Source organism: Mesorhizobium qingshengii, from assembly GCF_027563465.1.
In the GTDB taxonomy this organism is placed as follows: Bacteria; Pseudomonadota; Alphaproteobacteria; order Rhizobiales; family Rhizobiaceae; genus Mesorhizobium; species Mesorhizobium qingshengii_A.
This window is the reverse complement of record NZ_JAPFQA010000025.1, coordinates 36637-55969: the sequence shown is the minus strand read 5'-3', so window position 1 is coordinate 55969 and position 19333 is coordinate 36637. Positions and strand designations below refer to the sequence as shown.

General features: G+C 61.5%; 12 protein-coding genes and 3 pseudogenes. 11 read left to right on the top strand and 4 right to left on the bottom strand.

Annotation, left to right across the window (positions count from 1 at the left end):
- Positions 1-567: 567 nt before the first annotated feature.
- Positions 568-1638, bottom strand: a complete 1071-nt coding sequence (locus tag OOJ09_RS29705; protein WP_269908618.1) for an ROK family protein — start codon at positions 1636-1638, stop codon at positions 568-570.
- 390 nt (positions 1639-2028) lie between these two features.
- Between OOJ09_RS29705 and OOJ09_RS29700 the strand changes: the two genes are divergently transcribed.
- The 4 genes from OOJ09_RS29700 to OOJ09_RS29685 are packed head-to-tail and all read left to right on the top strand — an operon-like array spanning position 2029 to position 7478.
- Positions 2029-4596 carry an ATP-binding cassette domain-containing protein gene (locus OOJ09_RS29700; protein ID WP_269908617.1) on the top strand — a complete coding sequence of 856 codons (2568 nt, stop codon included), beginning with the start codon at positions 2029-2031 and terminating at the stop codon, positions 4594-4596.
- Positions 4593-5582, top strand: a complete 990-nt coding sequence (locus tag OOJ09_RS29695; RefSeq protein WP_269908616.1) for an ABC transporter permease — start codon at positions 4593-4595, stop codon at positions 5580-5582. The genes OOJ09_RS29700 and OOJ09_RS29695 overlap by 4 nt, the downstream gene beginning before the upstream one ends.
- A gap of 46 nt (positions 5583-5628) precedes the next feature.
- Positions 5629-6630, top strand: coding sequence for a rhamnose ABC transporter substrate-binding protein (locus OOJ09_RS29690; RefSeq protein WP_269908615.1), 1002 nt, complete (start codon positions 5629-5631; stop codon positions 6628-6630).
- A gap of 38 nt (positions 6631-6668) precedes the next feature.
- The gene (locus tag OOJ09_RS29685; RefSeq protein ID WP_269908614.1) at positions 6669-7478 is read left to right on the top strand and encodes a glutamine amidotransferase; all 810 of its coding nucleotides are present in this window, start codon (positions 6669-6671) and stop codon (positions 7476-7478) included.
- Positions 7479-7676: 198 nt separating this feature from the next.
- Here the strand turns inward: OOJ09_RS29685 and OOJ09_RS29680 are convergent.
- Positions 7677-7931: pseudogene (locus OOJ09_RS29680) on the bottom strand (Lrp/AsnC ligand binding domain-containing protein); the annotation flags it as partial.
- Here OOJ09_RS29680 and OOJ09_RS29675 point away from each other — a divergent pair.
- Both OOJ09_RS29675 and OOJ09_RS29670 read left to right on the top strand, forming a co-directional pair.
- A pseudogene (locus OOJ09_RS29675) lies at positions 7931-8386 on the top strand (transketolase); the annotation flags it as partial. The pseudogenes OOJ09_RS29680 and OOJ09_RS29675 sit on opposite strands and share 1 nt — an antisense overlap.
- 1759 nt (positions 8387-10145) lie before the next feature.
- A complete protein-coding gene (locus tag OOJ09_RS29670) occupies positions 10146-11585 on the top strand; it encodes a homospermidine synthase (RefSeq protein ID WP_269908613.1) in 1440 nt (479 codons plus the stop codon).
- Between the two features lie 351 nt (positions 11586-11936).
- Here the strand turns inward: OOJ09_RS29670 and OOJ09_RS29660 are convergent.
- Positions 11937-12577: pseudogene (locus OOJ09_RS29660) on the bottom strand (transposase); the annotation flags it as partial.
- Between the two features lie 81 nt (positions 12578-12658).
- Positions 12659-13897, bottom strand: a complete 1239-nt coding sequence (locus tag OOJ09_RS29655; protein WP_269908612.1) for an MFS transporter — start codon at positions 13895-13897, stop codon at positions 12659-12661.
- Positions 13898-14281: 384 nt separating this feature from the next.
- On the opposite strand from OOJ09_RS29655, the gene OOJ09_RS29650 reads away from it, so the two are divergent.
- From OOJ09_RS29650 to OOJ09_RS29630, 5 genes are read left to right on the top strand one after another with little or no spacing between them, the layout of a single operon-like run.
- Entirely contained in the window at positions 14282-15430 is a 1149-nt protein-coding gene (locus OOJ09_RS29650; RefSeq protein ID WP_269908611.1) for an ABC transporter substrate-binding protein, read from the top strand.
- A gap of 32 nt (positions 15431-15462) precedes the next feature.
- Entirely contained in the window at positions 15463-16485 is a 1023-nt protein-coding gene (locus OOJ09_RS29645) for an ABC transporter ATP-binding protein (protein ID WP_269908610.1), read from the top strand.
- 37 nt (positions 16486-16522) lie between these two features.
- Positions 16523-17440: an ABC transporter permease gene (locus OOJ09_RS29640; RefSeq protein WP_269908609.1), complete on the top strand. Its 918-nt coding sequence runs from the start codon at positions 16523-16525 to the stop codon at positions 17438-17440.
- Positions 17433-18287, top strand: a complete 855-nt coding sequence (locus tag OOJ09_RS29635; RefSeq protein ID WP_269908608.1) for an ABC transporter permease — start codon at positions 17433-17435, stop codon at positions 18285-18287. The genes OOJ09_RS29640 and OOJ09_RS29635 overlap by 8 nt, the downstream gene beginning before the upstream one ends.
- A gap of 8 nt (positions 18288-18295) precedes the next feature.
- Positions 18296-19294 (top strand): zinc-binding dehydrogenase, encoded by a 999-nt coding sequence (locus tag OOJ09_RS29630; protein WP_269908607.1) that lies wholly within the window; start codon positions 18296-18298, stop codon positions 19292-19294.
- Positions 19295-19333: the final 39 nt, after the last annotated feature.

Genomic DNA, 19333 nt, shown 5'->3' with positions numbered 1-19333 from the left:
CTCCAGAAACAGCCGAATGGGGCCGGGAAAGCGTATCCAGACTGCGTCCTAGATGCGACGGTCTTCGGTCTTTGTCGAAGTCGCGGAATATTCCAGAGAACCAGGCAAATGCTTCACGTTCACCTCGCACGTCGCGCTCCCACGTTGATACTTGGCTGCAGACAAGATTGAACGCTACAAACTGCCGATGGGGTATGTGTTCTGGAACGAATGGCCAAAGTTCGGTAATGGGAAGCTAGTCAAGACGAAAATCCGAGAGATTGTGGTCGGTCGAAACCGATCAACCCTCTTATGGCGCCGGATCTCCATCGGCGATACGCCAGGCACACAGTTATGTTGGACTGCGTGCTTATTGGCCCAGTGGCCAGTTAACACGGTTGGTATGATCTAAGATGTCCGCGAAGCATGTTACTTCGTCGAGGCGGGGAGAACAGGCTGAGGACGAGCAGCACTGACTATGGCCCTCGGCGGAGTGCCGACGGAGGTCTCACTGACCCGTTGCGATACCTGCTAAGCCTGATTGCGCAGGCCGCGGCCCCGTCTATCTGCGACTGAGCCTCCGCTTAGCTAGCTTTGGTCGGCAAGCCTAGAAAGACTACCAAGCAGCATTGTTCTGTCTTTGCCAATCATCAGCACGCCGCTGTCGGGAGCTAGCAGTGCCGAAAATGGCAACATGGCCGCGCCGATCGGCGACGCCTCGGGGCCGAATTGTCCCGACACGATTTCCGGCGCTACGATGCCCATAGCGCTGGTCCGGTTGAACTGGGTCTGCACCCTCGCCAACAGCTCGAGATGGATGGGGCGCGGCAGGATGCTGTCGAGAACGATCGCCTCGACGTCGATGACAGAGGTGATGGCGATGATCGCCTCGACCAGCGCGTTGGCGCAATCGTCGATCCATTCAAACAGTGGTTCGCGCGCCCCTGGCGGCAGCGGATCCAGTTCCCGGACACGATTTATCTCGACGCCGCGAGACTTGAGATGATTGACCAGCACGTAGATCGAGGCGCGGTGCAGCAGGCTCTGGTAACGTGCCGGCTTGGTTGCCACCGAATCGAGGCTTGAAGGCGAGACGGGCAGCGGGCCGAGCGCGGCGCTGTTGCCATGCGGACCGGTATGGACCTTGCCGCCTTGCACCAGCCCGCCGCCGACGAAAGTGTCGATCGAGATGTGCATGAAGTCGCGGAACCGCGCACCCGCCCCCTGTATGAGTTCGGCCAACGCCGCCGATGACGCGTCGTTCTCCACGAAGACCGGGGTCTTCGACCGGGTGGTGAAGAATGTCGTCAGGTCGATTGCGTCCCAGCGGCTGCCAAGATCATCGGGAAAGCCGAGCTCGTCGCTCCAGCCACCGAGGAAATAGGGCGAGGCAATGCCGACGCCGACGATGCTGGCATCGCCAAGTCCGGCGACCACCTTGCCGAAATTGGCAAGCGACATATTTCCGGCCCTGAGCACCAGATCGGGGTCCGGAAACCGGTATTCGTGCGACTCTCGGGCCCGGACCTCGCCGGCGAAGTCTACCAGCACGGCTTCCAGCGCACGCCGTCCGATCTTGATGCCGACGCTGTAGATGCGCTCCGGCGTGAGCCTGTAAAGTGTGGAAGGGGATCCGCGTTGCCCGAACCTTTTTCCCACTTGCTTTACGAAACCAGAGGACTCCAGCCCATCGACAATGGTTGCGACAGCCGCCGGTGTCAGATTTGCGGCGCGCGCCAAATCAGACTTGGAAGCCTCCTTCAGTCGTCGGATGGCATCGAGCACGAAACGCTCATTGTAATGCCGAACCTTGACAGAATTGCTGCCTTTTCCAGACAAAACCGGCGCCTCCATTCATTTTTTCATCGAGCCAGCTTGGCCGTCCACAGCTGTGAAGCTGCTGCGGTCGAGGCGTTCCGACCGCGCTTGTGCGCGACACGACAGTGCCCGCCGGGGCAATGGAAGTCAATTTTCCTGTTGCGGCTTCGGCCCATTTAATATAGCAAATTGAAAAAATAACAATGACTGAACCATGACTGGGGAGGAGAGGTGCTGCACTCAGGCGCACATGGCGAAGCCGATGCTGCGGTGACGAGGAACGTGGCTGTCCCCGTTGCCCTGGTTCAAGCGACAAAGGCCTTCGGTGGCACCATCGCCCTTAAGGACGCGTCCTTCGAATTGCGCTCCGGAGAGGTGCTGGCGCTGCTTGGCGAAAACGGCGCCGGCAAGAGCACTTGCGTGAAGTTGCTGGCCGGGGTGTATTCTCCCACCAGCGGCCATGTCGAGGTCGACGGCAAGCAAGTGGTCTTCCACTCGCCGCACGACGCCCAGGGCGCCGGCATTGCGGTCATGCACCAGCATCCCGGCCTGTTCCCGGACCTTTCAGTTGCAGAAAACATCTATCTCGGTCACATGCCGCGCGACCGCTTCGGCGGCATCGACAACGCAGCCATCCTGGCTGGCGCGCGCAGGGTGCTGGCGACGGTCGGCCTCGGCGTGCCGGCCGAAACGCGGCTGGGAACGTTGCGCACCTCCGAACAGCAATTGGTCGAGATCGCCCGCGCGCTCTCGCTCGACGCGCGTGTGCTGATCATGGACGAGCCCACGGCGGCCCTGTCGCAGCGCGAGGTCGAGCGGCTCTTCACCGTCGTTGCCGATCTGCGGCTGCATGGCGTGGCGATGATGTTCGTCGGCCACCGCATGGACGAGATCTTCCGCATCGCCGACCGCATCGCGGTGCTACGCGACGGGCGCCTTGTCGGCGTCAAGCCGAAGGCAGAGCTTGGCCGTGCCGCCGCCATCGGCATGATGGTCGGCCGCGAACTGACCGACCTCTATCCCGAACGGCGCCACGCCACCGGCGCGCTTGTGCTGGAGGCGAGGGGGCTGTCACGCGCCGGCGGCTTTTCCGGCATCGATCTCAAGCTCCACGCTGGAGAGGTGCTCGGGTTTGGCGGCCTCGTCGGCAGTGGGCGGACCGAGATCGCGCGTGTGCTGTTCGGCATCGACCAGCCGGACGCCGGCGAAATCCTGATCGACGGCGAAGCTGTGCGCTTCGCTACGGCGCGCGACGCCATGGATGCGCGCATCGCCTATGTCTCGGAAGACCGCATGGGCCAGAGCCTGGTGATGGATTTCTCCATCCTCGACAATGCCGTGCTGCCAATACTCGACAAAGCCGCCCCGGCAGGCCTCTACCGCACGGATCGCGCGATCGACCTGGTTGCGGACTGGCTGAAGCGCATGAAGCTGCGCTTTTCCGGCTACCGACAGCCGGTCAAGGAACTGTCCGGCGGCAATCAGCAGAAGGTAGTGCTGGCCAAATGGCTGCGCACCGAACCGCGCGTCCTCATCCTCGACGAGCCGACGCAAGGCATCGATGTCGGCACCAAGGCGGAAGTGCACGCGATGATCGCAAACCTTGCGGCGCAGGGCATGGCGATCATCCTGATCTCTTCCGAAATGCCCGAACTCATCGGCATGTGCGATCGCGTCGTCGTTCTGCGCGAAGGTCATCAGATGGCCGAATTCGCCAGGGGCGAAGCCACCCAGGAAAAGGTGCTGGAAGCGGCGACGAAGACCGACGAGCGCGTCGATCCGGCGACGCAGGCGGAACGCGCCGTCTTCAACGAGAAGAAAAAAGGACCGCTCGATTTCCTGAAGCGGCGAGAGTTCGGGCTGCTCGCCGCGATCCTGGCGGTCGCCATTCCGGTCACCATCATCAACCCGCGCATGGTGAGCGTCGCAAACCTGACCGCCGTGTCGATGGATGCTGCCTTGCTGGTTGTTGCGGCACTCGCACAGATGCTGGTGCTGATCACCCGCAATATCGACCTTTCGATCGCCGCGGTGATCGGTCTTTCGGCCTACATGGCGGCCAGCATGGTCCAGGCCTATCCGGGACTCGACATCGGCATCGGCCTGGCGACCGCATGCGCGGTCGGCGGTGTCGCTGGCCTGATCAACGGCCTTGTCGTCACCAGGGGAAGGATCCCCGCCATCGTCGTCACCCTGGCCTCGATGTCCATCTTTCGCGGCTTCAACTCGATCTGGGCAGCGGGCGACCAGATCAGCGCCGACGAGGTCACACAAGCCTGGCTCGACATGACCGGCCTGAAGATCGCCGGCGTGCCGCTGATCGTCGTCATCGCCATTGTCATCCTGTGCGCAGGCTACGTGCTGCTCTATCGCACGGCCACTGGGCGCGAACTGTTTGCCACCGGCTCCAACCCGGACGGAGCACGTCTCATCGGCATCCCCGTCGACCGCCGCATCCTTCTGGCCTTCGGCATGGCCGGCCTGCTCGGCGGCCTCTGCGGCGGGCTCTGGGCATCCCGCTACGCCACCATCGATGCGCGTGTCGCGCTCGGCTTCGAACTCACCGTGATCGCTTCGGCGGTGGTCGGCGGCGTCGCCATCCGCGGCGGTTCGGGCACCCTGCTCGGCATCATCCTTGGCGCGCTCACCCTGCTGGTCATCAAGAACGGGCTGACGCTGGTGCGCGTCGACCCGCTGTGGCTGCAGGGCGTCTACGGCCTGGTAATCCTGGTCGCCATCGGCATCGACACCTTCATCGTGCGGCGCGCGGAGCAGGCAAGACAGGCGAGGGCGAGATGAGAAAGTTCCTCCGTTCGATCGACTTCTGGGATCTGCTGCTGGCGATCTCTTGCCTGGCCATATTCCTCTACGCGGCGAGGTTCGTGCCGAACTTTGTTTCCGGCTTCAATCTTTCGCAACTGGCCGCGAGCGCCTCGGAAAAGGCGTTGCTGATCCTGCCGATGACGCTGCTCATCATCACCCGCGAAATCGACCTGTCGATCGCCTCGGTGTTGGCGCTGACATCCGTGATCTTTGGCCTGCTCGTCCAGGCCGGCATGCCGACGCTGGCGGCGATCCCGCTGACGCTCGTCGCCGGTGGCCTGCTCGGCGCCTTCAACGGCTATCTGGTCTCGGGCTTGGGACTGCAGTCGCTGGTGGTGACGCTCGGCACCATGGCGCTCTATCGCGGTATTGGCTACATCCTGCTCGGCACCGGTTCGGTCAACATCCTGCCGCCTGCGGTCGTCGATTTCGGCATCAACAACCTGCCCGGCACCGAGATACCGTGGACCATCGTGCCGTTCCTGGTGCTGGCGCCAGTGTTTGCCGTCATCCTGCAGAAGACGCCGACCGGCAAGCGCATCTACGCGCTTGGCGGCAGCCCCGAAGTGGCGCGCTATTCCGGCATCAACACGCGCCGGATGGTCCTGAACCTGTTCGTGGTTTCAGGCGTCATCGCTGCCATTGCCGGCATCGTCTATACCGCCCGCCTCTCCAATGCCCGCGCCAACAATGCGCTCGGCATGGAACTCGACGTCATCACAATCGTGCTGCTCGGCGGCGTCAGCGTCTTTGGCGGCAAGGGCCGCCTGACCGGCGTCATGCTGGCGTTGGTCCTGATCGCCATCGTCCGCAACGTGCTGGCACTCAACCAGATCGGCGGCGACGCGCAGGGCATGATCATCGGCCTGCTTCTGATCGGTTCGCTGCTGGTAGGCAATTACTGGCGCTCCACACAGGAGATGCTCAGCAGATCGCGCGCCATGCGCGAGACCAAGGGGTAATGTCGGGCCCCTTCTTTCAAGCCCGAATTTTGACGGAGGAGTTAAAATGAAAGCGTTTAGATTAGTCCTGCTCGCATCCGCGGTTCTGCTTGCGCCGACCTCCCTTGCCTTCAGCCAGGAGTGCGCCAAGGAACCTGTAACGGTTGGTTTCCTGCCCAAGCTCGACACCGACCCCTACTTCAAGGTGGCTTTTGGAGGCGCCGAAGAGGCGGCGAAGGAAATTGGCGGCACCGCTACCCAGGTCGCCCCATCGCAGGCAACGGCTGAGGCGCAGATCGAATTCATCAACAGCCTCGTGTCGCAGAAGGTCGGGGTCATCGCAATTGCCGGTAACGACGCCAATGCGGTTGCGCCTGCGCTGAAGCGTGCCGTCCAGCAGGGCGTCCGGGTGATTTCGTATGACTCCGATGTGGCGGCCGATGCCCGCGCGGTATTCGTCAATCAAGTGAAGGGCGACAGTCTCGCCGAAATGATGCTGGAAAGTGCATTCAATCTCAGCGGCGGTGAAGGCGAATTCGCCATCCTGTCTTCGACGCCCACGGCGACCAACCAGAACGCCTGGATCGACTTCATGAAGGCGAAAATGGCGGCCGAGCCGAAATTCTCCAAGATGAAACTGGTGCAGGTCGCTTATGGCGAAGAAAGCGAGCAGATCAACCAGCAGCAGGCCCTGGCGCTGGTGCAGGCGTTTCCGAATCTCAAGGTGATCATCGTTCCTGCGGGCATAGGCCTTCCGGCGGCCGCGCGTGCACTCGAGGAGGCGGGCATGATCGGCAAAGTCAAGCTGACTGGCTTGGCACCGGCCACCCTGATCTCGAAATACATCAAGGACGGCGCCGCGCAGGATATCTGGTGGAATGTCACCGATCTTGGCTATCTGACCTATCAGACGGCCCAGGCGCTTGCGCAGTGCAAGATCACCGGCAAGGAAGGTGAGAAGTTCAAGGCAGGCAGGCTCGGCGAATATACGATTGGAGCCGGCGGCGAATTGATCCTTGGACCGGCGAAAATTGTGACCCCCGAAAATCTGGCCGAGTTCAAATTCTGATCCTGCCGACTGAATCCGCCGTGGGGGCGTCAACTTGATTGGCGTCCCTGCGTCTCTTTGATCGACCGATTGGTGCAGGTGCGACGATGAACGTGTTGCTTGCAGGTGAAACCTTCGCGGCTACGACCTCGGTCGCTGTCGGCGGCGATGTGTTGACAAGTGCGACCTCGACAAATGGCGCGACGGCGTTCAACGCCGCACTGGCCATGGAGGAGATTGCTGTCACGCAGATCGGCGGCGAGCGCTGTGCCGCGGAGTTTCCCTATGACCTCGATGTGCTCGCCCGGTACCAGGCGGTGGTGATCTCCGATGTAGGCGCTCTGACATTGTTGGTCACGCCTGATGCCCGCGCCGGGCGTGTCGGCGTCAACCGCCTCGAGGTGCTGAAAGCCTATGTCGAAAACGGCGGCGGGCTGATGCTGGCCGGCGGCTATATGGGCTTTCAGGGTATGTTCGGGACGGCGCGGTTTCACGACACCCCGGTCGAAGACGTGCTGCCCGTGCGTTGTTTGCCGTTTTGCGACGGCATGGAGGTGCCCCAAGGCCTGCAGGCGTCCATCCTGCAGTCTTCCCACCCGATCTTTGCCGGGGTGGAGGGGCCTTTGCCGCCGATCCTCGGCATGAACAAGCTGGATTTCAGGCGCGACGGCTCGTCCCGGCTGCTGGCGACCTGCCACCATCGCGGCACCGACTGGCCGCTCCTTGCTATTCGCAGCCATGGCCGCGGTCGCACGGCCGCCTGGGCGACCGACATCGGTCCGCATTGGCTCTCCCAGGATTTTCTCCTTTGGCCGCTCTACGGCAAGCTGATGGCGAACATGGTGCGGTGGCTCGCCGGCACCGAATAACCGAATAGCTGCTCTGCCGCCAGGAGCAGGCGTACATCCCGCCCGTGGCGCTGTGACGTCGGCCTGCCTCCACGGATCCCCAGGGAACGCTACGGCTTTCGGCTGCGACTTGGCGGCCAGGCAGCCCCCCTGCCTCAGAAATGCAAACATGCCGACGCCTTCCCACCTTGTTCCTAGCCAAGGTCATCAGTGCCTAGTCTAAGGAGCGAGTGGCAGACCATGTGCGTGCTTGACCTGGCCCAAGGCAAAGCTTGTCTCAATAGAGGCGACGCCGTCCAGCCTGGTCAACTTGTGCTTTAAGAACATTTCGTACGCTTCGAGGTCATTGACGACGACACGCAGCAAGAAATCCATCTTGCCGGTCATCAGGTAACACTCCACGACTTCCGGCCAGCGCAGCACGGCATTTGAAAACCGGTCCAGTTCCTCTTCTCTCCGCCTTTCCTGCTTGACGCAAACCGGGACCCAATGCGCAAGTGGTGATCGCCTACAGCGGTGCGGTGGCCCAGGAAGCTATCGAGGCGACAGGGTTAATCGGCGAGGACCGGCGTGACGTGGGGCTTCTGGCTGTAACCTTGGCGGATCGGCTGATTGCCGGTTGGACGGCTGCCCAACGAGCCAAAGAGCACGGTTTGATTCATGCGCGCGGCCATGTCGAGCTGTTGCTGGAGGATCTTCCGTCGACTTGCGGGCTCATCACCGTCATCGACGGCCACCCCGCCACGCTGGCGTGGCTCGGCTCTGTCAAAGGACATCGGACGCGTCCGTTGGGTGTGGAGCATTTCGGCCAAGCTGGCACCATCGCTGATCTTTGTCGTCACCATGGAATAGACGCCCAGAGTATCGCCCGTGCCGCGCAAGCAATTTTGCCCGGCAAGCCAATAAGGCATGTGAGAGCAGTCCGTTAAGCCCATCAGCAAAATGGAAGCGCTGTACGCCCGCCCAGCTATGGTGCCCAGCCACCGACCGTCAATCCTGCGCGTCCGCGATGCCTTCGGAGCCGGCCATTGCGCATGATCCGGCGACGGCCGCTGGCGTTACTGACAAGCTCTGTTGCGCTGATCGAGGTGAAGCAAACCAACAGCCGGTTGTACATGGCCCTTACAAAAAGCGAATTGCGGGGTAACAGCAACCAGTCGGACCTCTGCGTGAATACCGCTATGATTAGCATTCACTAATATGTTATAAGCAAAATAGCGGGGGGCTAGCTTCATGAGACAGTTGCTAGGACACATTGCATTGGCATGGGTCGTGCTGCCCGGCGATGTAGACGCCCACGATTGGTATACGGGCAAGACCGATCCCGTTCTTCAACATGATTGCTGCGGAAACAAGGATTGTCACCCGATCGATCCTAACGACGTCAGGATGACCAAAGACGGCTATTTTGTCAGGCTGCACCCTCTCTACCTGAATGAGCCACCAGAAGCAGAGTGGTTTATCCCCAGAGAGCGTGTCCAGACCTCGCCCGATGATCGATACCATATCTGCGAGCGTCTAATGACGTTTTATCGAACGATCATTCCCCATACGAAGTTCGAGGCCTATCACAGATTCAGATGGACGTGCTTCTTCGCGCCCAGTGGCACAAGTTCAATCCGGTCGGAGTAAAACGTTACAGCTGGAATCAAATGGACCCACGACCCCGGGATCAACTCCCCTTGGGCAACCCCACGGACTGTCGCATTGCCACATCGCTGCCAATTGTGGGGGCGATGTAGAAATGTCGTTGGCTCCGCACAGTAGAAATGTCGCAGGCGGGATCCTTGGTACTGGAGAACGAATAGTCATCGGCACGATGCATTGGCCCAAATTCCAGGCCCGCTCTCTTAAGCTCACCGCAAACGTGCCGCGGATACTGGCGCCGCCTATGGCGCGTCGATCATAAGAACGACGTCGGCCGCGATGTGCGTGTCCTCCATCACGCGAGCGCGGTCGATTCGACAAGAAGCTGCCCGGACGGTTCAGATCACCTTGCAGCCGGCGATTAAGCAAGCCGTGACAGGCTTTTATGGTCGAAGCGGGTCATCGTGATGGCGGGCTTGCGCCCGCCCTGGCGGTGGCCGTTTTCTGGAATGATCGAACCGCGGACGTGGAAATGGCGCCAGGCGCTGAAGATTGTCTATCTGGATTTGTTGCCGTCGTTCCTACAGTGCTGAAGATCGCATCGCGTAAGGGCCTATGCCCGGCGGTCGGAGCGCGACGCGCCCGTGTTAGGTGCCCGCGATGGGGAACACCCGTTCAAGCGGGGACGAAACGATCGGGCTTTCATCGTCGCCGACATAGCTGGGTTGACAAGCAAGCTGATATCTCCCACCTCTAGGCCATGTGCCGCATCTTCCACCTCGACGGAATTCTCTACAGGGTGTGCCCCATCGCGGGCCATTAGCCCCTGGTCGGACGCAGCGCGCCCGGCTGCGGGGCACAAGCTGGTTTGCGGCCGATCCACGCCGCATTGGCGATCTCCTTTCCAAACAAGATGAATAGGCGTGACAAGCCCTGTGCGTAAGGCGGTTCGTCGCACGGCGTGGGTCAGAAACGCCCCCCGCCACCAAGAGCCGCGCAAGCGGCTGATCGAGCTCACGCCTTCGGGAAAATTCCCTGCGCTCTCCGAGCCAGGGTGGCGCGCCGGAACAGGCGCAGAATTGAAGAAGATTGGACAGTCTCATGAACAAGAACGAATGGCCGTTGCACGGCCAGATTACCGGGCCCCTCGTCATGATCGGTTTCGGCTCGATCGGCAGAGGCATGCTGCACCTGCTGCAGCGCCATTTCGAGTTCGACCGCTCGCGCTTCGTCGTCATCGATCCGAATGATGCGGACCGTGCGCTGCTCGACGCCAATGGCATTCGCTTCGTCCATGCAGCTGTAACCCGCGACGGCTACCGTGACCTCCTGACACCGCTGCTTACCGATGGTGGCGGACAGGGTTTCTGCGTCAACGTGTCGGTCGACGTCTCATCCCGCGCCGTGATGGAGCTCTGCCGCGAGGTTGGCGCGCTGTACGTCGACACGGTTGCTGAGCCCTGGGCAGGTTTCTACCTCGACGAAAGCGCCGGGCCGGAAGCCCGCACCAACTATGCATTGCGCGAGATCATCCTCGAGGCGCGGGCGGACAATCCCGGCGGCCCGACAGCCGTGAACTGCTGTGGCGCCAATCCAGGCCTGGTCTCATGGCTGGTCAAGCAGGCCCTGCTGAACCTTGCCAAGGACACGGGCGTCGAAGGCCCGGAGCCCAGGACGCGAGAGGAATGGGCCGCGCTGATGCAGCGTGTCGGCGTTAAGGGTATCCACATCGCCGAGCGCGACACCCAGCGTTCGCTGTCGACGAAGCCGATCGGCACTTTCGTCAACACCTGGTCCGTCGAAGGATTCGTCGCCGAGGGCCTGCAGCCGGCCGAGCTCGGCTGGGGAACGCACGAGACCTGGATGCCAGAGAACGGCCGCAGGCATGGGAATGGCTCGCAGTCCGCGATCTATCTGCTCCAGCCGGGGGCCGACACCCGAGTTCGCTCCTGGACCCCGACCGCCGGCGCCCAGCAGGCTTTCCTTGTCACTCACAACGAAGCGATCACCCTGTCGGACTATTTCACTGTGCGCGACGAAGACGGAACGGCCGCCTATCGCCCGACATGCCACTACGCCTACCATCCGTGTGACGACGCGGTGCTGTCTCTGCATGAGTTGTTCGGCAAGGCTGGCGCCCCGCAACGGATCTTCCATATCCTCGGCGAGGGCGAGATCGCCGACGGTGTCGACGAACTCGGCGTACTGCTCTACGGCCATGGCAAAAATGCCTACTGGTATGGCTCGACGCTTTCTATTGAAGAGGCCCGCGCGCTCGTTCCCTATCACAACGCAACGGGCCTCCAGGTGACCTCGGCGATCCTCGCCGGAATGGTGTGGGCGCTCGAAAACCCGCGGGCGGGCATCGTCGAGGTCGAGGAACTCGACTTCCGCCGCTGCCTGGAGATCCAGACTCCCTATCTGGGGAAGGTCTCTGGGACCTACACCGACTGGACGCCGCTTGACGGCCGGCCCGGACTCTTCCCGGAAAACATCGACGCTTCGGATCCCTGGCAGTTCCGCAACGTACTGGTAGCCTGACGGGCTGGAGATAATTGAATCTGCGCCTGCGGGAAGACTTTCCGCGGGCACTCGAGCCCATTCCTCTGATCGCGGAAACGTTCCGCCCAAGCGACACCGCTCGAGGCTTCGCCTGAGATCTCGACGCTTGGGGTTGAGCAGTGCGCCCGAGCAGACCCTGTTGACGCGTAGGTATTGTGGCTCAATGCCAGCAAGGGTTTCGGCTTCGTCAAACTATCGGACGGCACGGATGCCTGTCTGCATATCCGAATACTGGAAGCACCGGAAGCTGCGGAGACAACGTTGAGAAGGATGTCTTCGTCCATGCCACCGCGCTGAGCTGCTCAGGGCTCAGCGTGCTGCTGGAGGGATGTCGACGCCGAGCGGGATCGTCTGCGGACGGTCGGCCCGGGGCTCGATCATATGCAGCGCTGCCACCCGTCTGCCAGTGTCAGGCAAGCATCAACCAGCAGGCCATGGCGGTTCTCCATCAGCCCATGTCCCATGAAGCACAGCTTGGCCTCCTTGCCCCGCCCCTTGCGGTAGAGCCTGGTTTCGGGATCGGTGATCGAGGCATGCGCCTCGTTCGAGCGCTTCTGGCCGTGGAAGTCTGCCTCCGTGTTGCGCCCGCCATCGTCTGCCGGCGGTTCGCCATGACCACCGCTTGGACTGCCCTTCGGCTCGACGCTCTTCATCGACGCCAAGGCCTCGAGCAGCGTGCCGTCGACCGAGAAGTGATCCGTGGACAGAACCTTCTTCACCTTGGGCTACGCCAGGACTGCGCTCAGTAACCTCGCCGCCATGTTGCCCTCAAGAAGCCGGTCGCGGTTCTTCGAGAACACCGAATGATCCCAAGCCGCATCGTCGATGCCGATACCAACAAACCAGCGGAACAGAAGGTCGCATTCCAGACGCTCCATCAAGAGCCGCTCCGAGCGGATCGAATAGAAGGCTTGCAGCAGCATCGCCCTGAGTAGCTTTTCCGGCGGGATCGATGGTCCACCGATCGGCGACACTGCACCACGCATACTCCCGCCAACATGCAGGCTTGTCAGTCTAACTTGACCCAGAGTGAAACCCGCCCTGTTGCTTCATCAGGATCCGATCAAAGCCGCCTGCGCCGGCCTCCGGTCGCGGATGACGAAGGCAAGGATACCGGCTAGGACAGCCAGCCAGAAGGAGGACCACCACACCCACGTATATTGCGCGTAGATGTCGAACAGATAGCCTGCGAGATAGGCTCCAATTGCACCGCCGATCTGGTGGCCCGCCGAGATCAGGCCGAACGCGAGTCCCATGACCCGCAGCCCGATATGACTGGCGACGAGGCTGGATGTCACCGGCACTGTTGCGTAGTCGACCAAGCCGAACCCAATCGCAAAGAGCAGCAGCGTATCGTAGTCGGCCCCGACATTGACGAGCAGGATGAACGTCAAGCCGCGCACAACATAGATGGAGCCGAGTAGCAAAGGACGGTTCACCCTGTCAGTCAGCCATCCGACCAAGATCATCCCAGCCAGATTCACGGCAGACAGAAGTCCATAGGCCGTTGCCGACGGCACCGGCGCGAAACCGCAGAGCGCAGCGTATGGCAGGAAGTGGGTCTCGATGACCCCGCTCGTCGTGTAGCCACAGATGAAGTAGCTCCAGAACAGGAGATGAAAGGTCGAGTTTTTCAGGATCAGCTTGATGTCTGCGCTGAGGCTTAATGTCGGGGCGGCTGCTGTCGCCGGCGTGTCAACCGAGCGGGTACCCGACGGCAGTATCCAGTGGATCGCCACCGCCAGACCCGCGCACGCAACAGCGAGCGCGGCATAGGACCAACGCCAGCTCAACGACGTGAGCATGACAGCGATCAGCGGCACGATCAGAAATTGCCCGGCGGTGGCGCCTGAGGTTGCAATGCTTATTCCCAGGCCCTGATTGCGATCAAGTTGCTGCTCGACGGCAGTCGACACGACATGGGTGGCGATGAGTCCGAAGCCAATCGCAGACAGCCCTCCACATGCCAAGAGAAATGCTGTCCCGCTATCGGCCCCCGACATCAGCCCACTACCAAGGGACAGAATCGCCAAGCCTAACGTGAGCGCGTTTCGCGATCCCTGCAGATCGACGAGGCGTCCCGCCACTGGCGCGAGAACCGCCATGACGATGAGCGCGAGAGCGACGCCGCCGGAAACGAAGCTTCTCGACCAGCCAAGGTCTCTTTCCCAGATCGGCATCATCAGGCCGACGCTTGCCCTAGAGGAATAGGCCAGCGCGAGCGCCACGAATCCCAATGATATGACGAACAGCGCCTGCGGCGGCGCCTTGTTCTTTGTGGTTGCGGGCATCGTACGAGCATCCCCTCATCATGCGTTCCGCGTCCATGCGGGCGAGTTTATCGCCATCTTGCCGCGATGAACGATCGGCTCTGCCGTTCGTAGATTTCCGCGACGCGGAAGGCTGGCGACAGATCTCGCCCGGCGGGACGCATCGACAAAGCCCATTTGCCTGACCGCCGAGGTTTTACCAGCCGCTTGGAAAAGTCAAAGATCGCGCACTTTCGGACTTTGCACTATGATGCGCTGGCTTTGCCCGAAAATCAATTAATTAGATGATGATCAAATTAATTGGTTGCGTATCCGATTTTGGATGCCTATGGTTCGGTTTCTCCGCCGGTGAGATCTCCAAACCTGCCGGTGGCGTTGGTCCAGGGTCGAGGGAGAGTTGCCAGAATGGGCAAGTTCGAAAGCAGCACTTCATTCACCCGTCGCGATTTTCTCAAGACAAGCGGCAAGGGCGTGGCGCTCGGTGCCGCCGTATTGGCGGCACCGGCCGTAGTTGGTCGCGCGCCGGTGACTTCCGCGCATGCCGCTTTCGCTGGCGAGCCGTTGATCACGGTGTCCTGGGCGGGCAACTACGAGATACTGTTTCGCGAGACGGTGATCGAACCTTTCAACGAGAAATACGGCACTCTTGCCGAGACGCGCGGGGGCTGGGACCAGATCGTCAGTCAGATTGAATCCGCCCCGACCGACAATCCTCCGTTTGATCTCACCGTCTCCGACGAATATGTCGCTTCAGCAGGTCTTTCCAATGGTCTCTACCTAAAGACGGACGCGTCCAAGATCCCCAATCTGAAGGCAGTCTATCCCTGGTTCTATGAAACGCGCCCCGCGGCCGCTGCAGCCCATGGTGTTCCGTTCGCCGGTGGTACCTGCCTGTTGATGCTCCGCAAGAGCCTTGACATCGCGCCGACCGACTGGAAGCTGCTGTGGGACGATCGTCTTTCCCGCAAAATCACCCTCGACCGCGGTGCCTGGTGGTGGACGCTGTCAGTGCCGGCGCTGATCAGCAATGCCATGCCTGGCCTGGCGGAAATGTACCGCTACGACACGGCTGAGTCGCTGATGCAGGAACTCGACAAGCTCAAGGTCGCTCGCTGGTTCAGCGACGGCGCCGAACTGGCCAACGTCCTCAGCCAAGGAGAGGCAGACGCCGCGTTCGCCTATTCCTCGGACGCCTTCACCTTTGTGATCGAGCAGCCGGACGAATATGTGCTGGGGATCCCGAGTCAGGGCGTGTCGGCCTGGGCGGACTGGTACTACAAGGTGCGTGGAACGCATCATGATGAACTCGCCGACCTCTTTCTCAACTATTTGCTTGAGAAAGAGACGCAGAACCGGTTCTTGGCCAAATCGATGATGTTCATGGCGCGTACGGACGTTACCGTCCCCTCGCACTGGGGAGGATATCCTCGCTCGAATGAGGACTATCACAAGATGTTCCAGGTCATCACGATGGATGGGTGGACCACGATCCTGGCAGATTACCAGAAGTACGACGATCGGTTTAAAAAGGTCGTCGAGAACACGACGAAATAGTCGCCTTTCCCCGGTACTGGGAGGATCAGTTGATGATCGCAGATGTCAGCGGACATAGACCCGCTCTTCATCTTGAAAACGTGCGGCGCCGTTACGGAGGCATCGTTGCGGTTCGAAGCCTCAACTTAAGCCTGGCTCAAGGCGAATTTCTGACCTTTCTCGGCCCATCGGGTTCGGGAAAGACCACGACGCTACGAATGATCGGCGGGTTCGAGCAGCCGGATGCTGGTTCCATCTGGATAAAGGGAGAGCGGGTCGACCATCTGCCGCCCCATCGCCGCGACATCGCCACCATCTTCCAGGCAGGGGCGCTCTTCCCGCACAAAACAGTTGCCGAGAACATCGCATATGGCCTGCGCATGCGTGGCCTGCAGAAGCCGGAGATTACCGCGCGCGTGCGGGAGGTGCTGGCCGTCGTTCGCCTCTCGGGATTCGAGGAACGTTACCCGAACCAGCTTTCGGGCGGCCAGAAACAGCGTGTGGCTCTGGCGCGTTCGATGGCCGTCAGGCCCGCTATTCTGCTGTTCGACGAACCCCTGTCGGCACTCGATCTCTCGCTTCGACTGCAACTGCGCAGCGAGATCAAGCGCCTGCACGAGGAGCACGGCTTCAGCGCTATCTACGTGACGCATGACCAGAGCGAAGCGATGGCGCTCTCCAGCCGGATCGTCATCATGAACAGGGGCGGGATCGAACAGGTCGACACTCCGCTTGGCATATCCCGGGCGCCTGCCAGCGAGTTCGTCTACAATTTCATCGGCGAGAGCTGCTGCATGCCATTGGTGGCCTCCGGGGGCGAGGTCCGCGATCGCCAAGGTGGAGCGATCGATTTGAAGCTCCATACGCCGCCGCGTGAAGGCGAATGGCGTCTCTATCTCAGGCCCTCGCGCATCAAGATGGCCGCCGCTGCCGAAGCCTGCGAGAACTCACTGGAGGTCCAGGTGGGTTTTGTCGAGTTCCTCGGCGAATCCTATCGCTATCATCTGCGAGCCGGAGCACTGGAGTTCTTCTGCGACAATCCGGCTCCACACATGCCGCGGTCGGAGATCGCATGAGGGTGGGCTGGCACACCAGCGACATGCAGGTCTACGCATGAGCCTTGCGGCTATTCCGTCCCGCGAAACGAACGCAGCGAGCGAAGGCCGGCGATCTGCCGCCCTGCTTGAACGCTTCACGCCATTGATGTTGCTTACGCCCGCATTGGCTATCGCAGTCGTGTTCTTCGGCCTCCCGGCCCTGACGATGCTGCGGATGAGTTTCAATCTGCATGTCGACCAGCGGCTCTTTGTGCCTGGGCTCACATTCGACCATTACGGCGAGATCGTATCCAATCCACTGTTCCGCGGAGCGGTATGGACCACGATCCGGCTGGCGCTGATCGCCTCCCTGGTGACGGTGATGCTGGGCTACTGCTTTGCCATGCTTACCTGGCTGAAGCCTCGGCGCTGGAGACTCTACCTGATGGGTTTGGCGCTCGCGCCGATGCTCGTGTCCGAAATTTCAATCATTTTCGGATGGTGGATGTTCTTTCCCAAGAACGGACTTTTGAGCTACGCGCTGGTCAGCACAGGTATCGTGCATGAGAAGATATCGCTAATGTATACTGAATTCGCAGCTCTGGTCGGCCTCACCTACCTGTCGCTGCCGTTCTGCTTCTTTATCCTTTTGTCGGTCTTCGACGGGATCGATCGAAGGTTGCTCGAATCGAGCGCCGACCTCGGTGCTGGCCCGTTCACCGCCTTCCGCGAGATTCTTCTGCCGCTGACCCGCGGTGGCGTCCTGGCCGCTTTCTCGCAGTGCTTCATCTGGACCATGGGCACCTATGCGACGCCGACGGCACTCGGCCCGGATGCGTTATGGACGATGGGCCTGCTTGTCCAGGAGCAGATGCTGTCCAAGCACAATTGGCCATTGGCGTCGGCCTTCGCCATGCTGTTGGTGGCCATTATCGCGATGGTGATGTTTGTTGCCCGCAGCCTCTCCACCCGGAGAATCGATTATCATGATTGATACCGTAGCGGCGGTCGGCTCCGCGCCGCGCCGGCGCTTAGGAGAGGCCAGCCTGCTGGCTGCGGCCGGCTGGGCGTTCATAATCTTCATAACGACCTATATGCTGATCCCGGTCCTGGTGACGGCGGTCATGTCATTCAACAGCGCCGCCATGGTGCGATTTCCGCTCTCTGGTTTCTCGCTGCGCTGGTATGCCGGGTTTCTCGCCAGCCCGTTGTGGATGGATGCGCTTTGGAACAGCATCGTCGTCGCGCTCGGCACCACCGTGGTTTCGGCCTCCGCGGGCATCCTCGCGGCCTGGGCGTTCTCCCGCTACGATTTGCCGTTCAAGAACCTGCTCTATCTGCTCATCATGATGCCGTTGTTCCTGCCCGGCGTCGTACTCGGATTGGGTCTGGCCATCACCTTCGGTGGCGTGCAAATTGCCGGCGTTCCGCTGTACGGATCGCGGTTTCTCGTTGTGCTCGGCCATTCGTTGTGGGCGATGCCACTGGTCTTTCTGCTCATGGAAGCCACGTTCCGCACCGTAGACAAGCGCATAGTCGAGGCGTCTGGCGATCTGGGTGCCGGACCCGTGCGCACCTTTTTTGAGATCGTGCTGCCGATGGTGTCGACGGGTGTGTTCTCCTCAATGCTGTTCGCCCTGGTGATATCGCTGAACGAATTCATGATGGCACTGTTCCTCACCAACCGCGACACGCAGACGCTTCCCGTGCTGATGTGGCTCAGCCTGCGTTCTGCCGGCACGCCCAACCTCGCGGTAGCCGCCGTGGTGCTGGCCGTTACTGTCTTTGCATCGTTAACGCTCATCGCGCTGTGGCATATCCGCAGCCTTCGACGCGCCTGAGGCGGCCGATGTTGGCAAAGGCGGTCACCGTTACCGGCAAGGGCGGCACCGAGGTGCTACGACTTCAGGATATCCGTCTGCCCTGGCCGCGCGGAGAGCGCGACGTACTGGTCGAATTGCGGGCGGCGGCGCTCAATCCGGCCGACATCTTCTTCCGCCGGAACGGAGGCTACATCCCTGGTTCTCCGATGGTCCTGGGGCATGACGGCGCCGGGGTGGTGAGTGCCGTCGGACCTGGCTGCACCGAGGTGAAGCTGGGCGACCGGGTCTGCTTTTGCGACGGCGGAATCGGCGGGCTCGGCACCTATGCCGAGGCGGCTGTGGTCGATGAAGGGCTGCTTGTACCAATTCCCGATGGTGTTGCCTTCCGTCAGGCCGCGGCGGTCGGCCTGGTCGCCATTACCGCGCTCGAATCCTTCGACCGGGCCCGGGTGAGCGTTGGCGAGACTGTCCTCGTTCATGCCGGAGCGGGCGGGACCGGGCACGTCGCTGTCCAGATCGCAAGGCTGATGGGCGCGCGGGTCGCAACAACGGTAGGGTCGCGCGACAAGGCGCGCTTCGTCGGCGAGCTCGGCGCGGAGTGCGCCGTCCTCTACCACGAAACGGATTTCGTCGCCACCTGCCTGGACTGGACCGGCGGACAAGGCGTCGAGGTCGCTTACGACAATGTCGGCGGAGAGACACTGCGCCGGACGTATCACGCGATGCGGCCCTATGGCCGCATCGTGACGTTGATGGGTGTCGAGCCCGATCTGGAGGGCACCGCCTACAATGCCAACCTGTCAATCCTCAATGAAATGATGCTGCTGCCGATGTGGCGTGGCCTGAAGAGTCACGCCGCGCACCAGGCGCATCTGCTAGGTGAAGCCGTGCGGATGCTGGATGAGGGGCAGCTCAAGGTGCACATTGCCGCCGATTTCCCGCTCGTGCAGGTGGCCAGGGCGCATGCGCTTCTGGAAACGGGCCAGGTGACGGGCAAGATCGTGCTGGAAATCCAGGCCGGTTGACGCGGCCTTCCGGCAGGGCGATCCGCCCGGCATGAACGC